The organism is Burkholderia sp. E168m23 (assembly GCF_016586125.1).
GTDB lineage: Bacteria > Pseudomonadota > Gammaproteobacteria > Burkholderiales > Burkholderiaceae > Burkholderia > Burkholderia orbicola.
Genome location: NZ_BCPP01000784.1, coordinates 1 through 3,468, shown reverse-complemented (window position 1 = coordinate 3,468; position 3,468 = coordinate 1). Strand labels below are relative to the sequence as shown.

The window sequence follows — 3,468 nt, the reverse complement described above, 5'->3', positions numbered from 1 at the left end:
CCAGGTAGAACGCGTTGCGGGTCGGCAGCTCGGGAATCACGAGCAGATTCTTCGCGTCCGGGCAGATCTTCTCGATCGCGGCCATCGCGGCCTGCACGGCGAGCGGCAGCACTTCGGACGGCAGATTGTTGAACGCGCCGGGAAACAGGTTCGCGTCGACGGGCGCCAGCTTGAAGCCGGCATTGCGCAGGTCCACCGAACAATAGAACGGCGGGGTGTGTTCCTGCCATTCGAGCCTGAACCAGCGTTCGATCGCAGGCGTCGCGTCGAGGATCTTCTGCTCGAGTTCGAGCAGCGGACCGTTCAACGCGGTAACGAGGTGGGGAACCATGAATCACTCGCGAGCGGGAGAATGAAGATTGTAGAGCAATTGCCTTGCCCATTTGGGGATTGTTCCCGGCTTCGCAAGGATATCGAGGAACTTTTCGGCTATTGACCCGATAGAGTGAAGGGTTATCCGCTACGGCAGCGGGTGACAGGAGAAAAAAGCCCGCCGGGTAGGCGGGCCGAAGTCGCTGCGCTCATTCGGGGCGGGCGCCGTCGTCGCGGCGGCCCGCCGTTGATTCGTGTGACTTATTCCACGTGCTCGCCGTGCAGGATCACGTCGAGACCTTCGCGCTCTTCCTCTTCGGTCACGCGCAGGCCGATCGTCAGGTCGATCAGCTTCAGCAGCACGAAGCTCAGCACGCCGCTGTAGACCAGCGTGATCAGCACGCCCTTGGCCTGCAGCAGCAGGCTGCCGTCGAAGCCGCCGATGTCCTTGACCGCGAATACGCCCGTCAGCAGCGCGCCGAGAATCCCGCCGATGCCGTGCACGCCGAACGCGTCGAGCGAATCGTCGTAGCCGAGCTTGGACTTGAGCCAGGTAGCCGACCAGAAGCAGACGACGCCCGCCGCGATACCGATCACCAGTGCGCCCGCCACGCCGACGAAACCGGCGGCCGGCGTGATCGCCACGAGACCCGCGACCGCGCCCGACACGATGCCGAGCACCGACGGCTTGCCCTTCGCGATCCACTCGGCAAACATCCAGCCGAGCGCCGCGCAGGCGGTCGCCACTTGCGTGGTCAGCATCGCGAAGCCAGCACGGCCGTCGGCCGCGACCGCGGAGCCCGCGTTGAAGCCGAACCAGCCGACCCACAGCATCGAGCCACCGATCATCGTCAGCACCAGGTTGTGCGGCGCCATCGATTCACGGCCGTAGCCGACGCGCTTGCCGAGCACGAGGCACGACACGAGGCCCGCGATACCGGCGTTGATGTGCACCACCGTGCCGCCCGCGAAGTCGAGCACGCCGTCGGCCGACAGCCAGCCGGTCGGCTCCCACACCATGTGCGCGATCGGCACATAGACGATCAGCGACCAGAGCGTCATGAACACGAGCATCGCCGAGAACTTCATCCGGTCGGCGAACGCGCCGCAGATCAGAGCCGGCGTGATGATCGCGAACGTCATCTGGTAGACGAAGTAGACCGATTCCGGAATCGTCGACGCGAGATGGCTGACGGTCAGCGTCGTCGCCTTGTCGCCCTTGATGTAGTTCATGCCGTGCAGGAACGCACGCGACAGGCCGCCGATGAAGCCGTTGCCCGGCGTGAACGCGAGGCTGTAGCCGACCACCGTCCACAGCACCGTGATCACCGCGGTGATCGCGAAGCTCTGCATCACGGTCGCGAGCACGTTCTTCTTGCGGACCATGCCCGCGTAGAACAGCGCGAGGCCGGGGATCGTCATGAACAGCACGAGCGCGGTGGACGTCAGCATCCATGCCGTGTCGCCCGCGCTGATCTTCGACGAATCGACCGAGAACGGGGCGGTGGGCGCGGCCGGGGCGGCCGGCGCGGACGCGGCGGCGGCAGCCGATGCGTCGGCCGTGCCCGAAGCCGGTGCGGCAGCGGCGGATGCGTCGGCGGCCGGCGCCGATGCGGCCGGTGCAGCGGCAGCCGACGCGTCGGAAGCGGTGGCGGCGGGCGCGGAAGCTGCCGCGGCGGACGCCGCGTCGTCGGCGAGCGCGGAGCCGACGCCGGTCGCGATCAGCGAACCGGCCATCAGCAGGGACATCAGAAGTTTTCGCATCTTGGGTTTCCTCTTGTCGCTTGTCTTGTCTGTTCTGTTACAGCGCGTCCGCGCCTGTCTCCCCGGTGCGAATCCGGATCACCTGTTCGATCGGCGTGACGAAGATCTTGCCGTCGCCGATCTTGCCGGTGCGCGCGGCCCGCTCGATCGCTTCCACCGCCTGGTCGACGAGATCGTCGGACACGGCCGCCTCGATCTTCATCTTCGGCAGGAAATCGACCACGTATTCGGCGCCGCGGTACAGCTCGGTGTGCCCCTTCTGGCGCCCGAACCCTTTCACCTCCGTCACCGTGATGCCGGAGACGCCAAGCGCCGACAGCGCCTCGCGCGTCTCATCGAGCTTGAACGGCTTGATGATTGCGGTAATGAGTTTCATGAAGTCCTCTCGCTGGGTTGTCCCGTCGAATGAGTTGGAATGTTGTAACGGACTCTTCTCAGCAACTCGCATGCCATGTTGGCCCGAACACCGTCTCGAACGGCTCCGGAACGGGGTCGCATCCCGCGATGTAAGGCGCAAAAGCCCGGCCGAATGGCCAACATGGCCCGGTTTGCTGGCGCGGCGAAAGGATCGTTGCTAGAGTGCACGCACGTCCCGGATCGCCGGGCCATTCACCCATGCGGGCGCCATGCCCGGAATTCGCGCCCCGCGCGCACCATTTCCGGTCATGCGTGCATCATGGGCACGTACGCAACTGAAGATGCACATTTTTTGTGCAAGGAAGGGGAATCACATGAAGCAACCCAGCGACGTTTTCAACGATCTGCAGTCGCGCGTCAGCGATTTGCTGAAAAACTCGCCGGCCAAGGACGTCGAGCGCAACGTGAAGGCCATGCTGTCGCAAGGCTTCTCGAAGCTCGATCTCGTCACGCGCGAGGAATTCGACACCCAGGCGCAGGTGCTCGCCCGCACCCGCGTGCGCCTCGAGGAACTCGAAAAGCGCGTCGCCGAACTCGAGCAGAAGCTCGCGGCCCCGCAGGCCTGACGCTCTACCCGGGTGCGGGCCGCGTCGTGCGGCCCGCACCCGCCACCTTCCGCCACGCTTCGTCGTCCGTCGTTCTTCGCTGCACCCCGCTCTTCGCTGCACCCCCGCTCTTCGCTGCACCCCCGCTCTTCGCAGTCCATCGCTCTTCGCAGTTCGTCGTTCCGCAACACCTCGTTCTTTCCCCGCGCCACGCCGGCAAGCGCGCACCCGATTCCTCCGATTCCCGCGGCATGCGGCCCCCAACGGCCGTCGTCCGCCTGCTTTTACAGGAGCCTCGCCATGTCGCTCGCCGTGGTGCGCAGTCGCGCGCCCGCCTCCGGCCGCGCGCCGGACGTCACCGTCGAAGTCCATCTCGCCAACGGGTTGCCGTCGTTCTCGATCGTCGGCCTGCCCGATCTCGAAGTCCGCG

4 protein-coding genes and 1 pseudogene are annotated in these 3,468 nt (G+C 65.8%); 2 read left to right on the top strand and 3 right to left on the bottom strand.

What is annotated here, in order from left to right; translation table 11 throughout:
- The 3 genes from JMF90_RS29550 to JMF90_RS29540 all read right to left on the bottom strand — a co-directional run.
- The coding region (locus tag JMF90_RS29550; RefSeq protein ID WP_201325778.1) for a glutamate--cysteine ligase at positions 1-331 on the bottom strand (331 nt) is incomplete at its 3' end.
- 242 nt (positions 332-573) lie between these two features.
- Positions 574-2,076: an ammonium transporter gene (locus JMF90_RS29545; protein ID WP_006477712.1), complete on the bottom strand. Its 1,503-nt coding sequence runs from the start codon at positions 2,074-2,076 to the stop codon at positions 574-576.
- Positions 2,077-2,113: 37 nt separating this feature from the next.
- Positions 2,114-2,452, bottom strand: a complete 339-nt coding sequence (locus tag JMF90_RS29540; protein WP_006398175.1) for a P-II family nitrogen regulator — start codon at positions 2,450-2,452, stop codon at positions 2,114-2,116.
- Positions 2,453-2,807: 355 nt separating this feature from the next.
- Here JMF90_RS29540 and JMF90_RS29535 point away from each other — a divergent pair, with 355 nt between their 5' ends.
- Together JMF90_RS29535 and JMF90_RS29530 are read left to right on the top strand one after the other, a co-directional pair.
- A complete protein-coding gene (locus tag JMF90_RS29535; protein ID WP_006489451.1) occupies positions 2,808-3,059 on the top strand; it encodes an accessory factor UbiK family protein in 252 nt (83 codons plus the stop codon).
- 279 nt (positions 3,060-3,338) lie between these two features.
- Positions 3,339-3,468: pseudogene (locus tag JMF90_RS29530) on the top strand (ATP-binding protein); the annotation flags it as partial.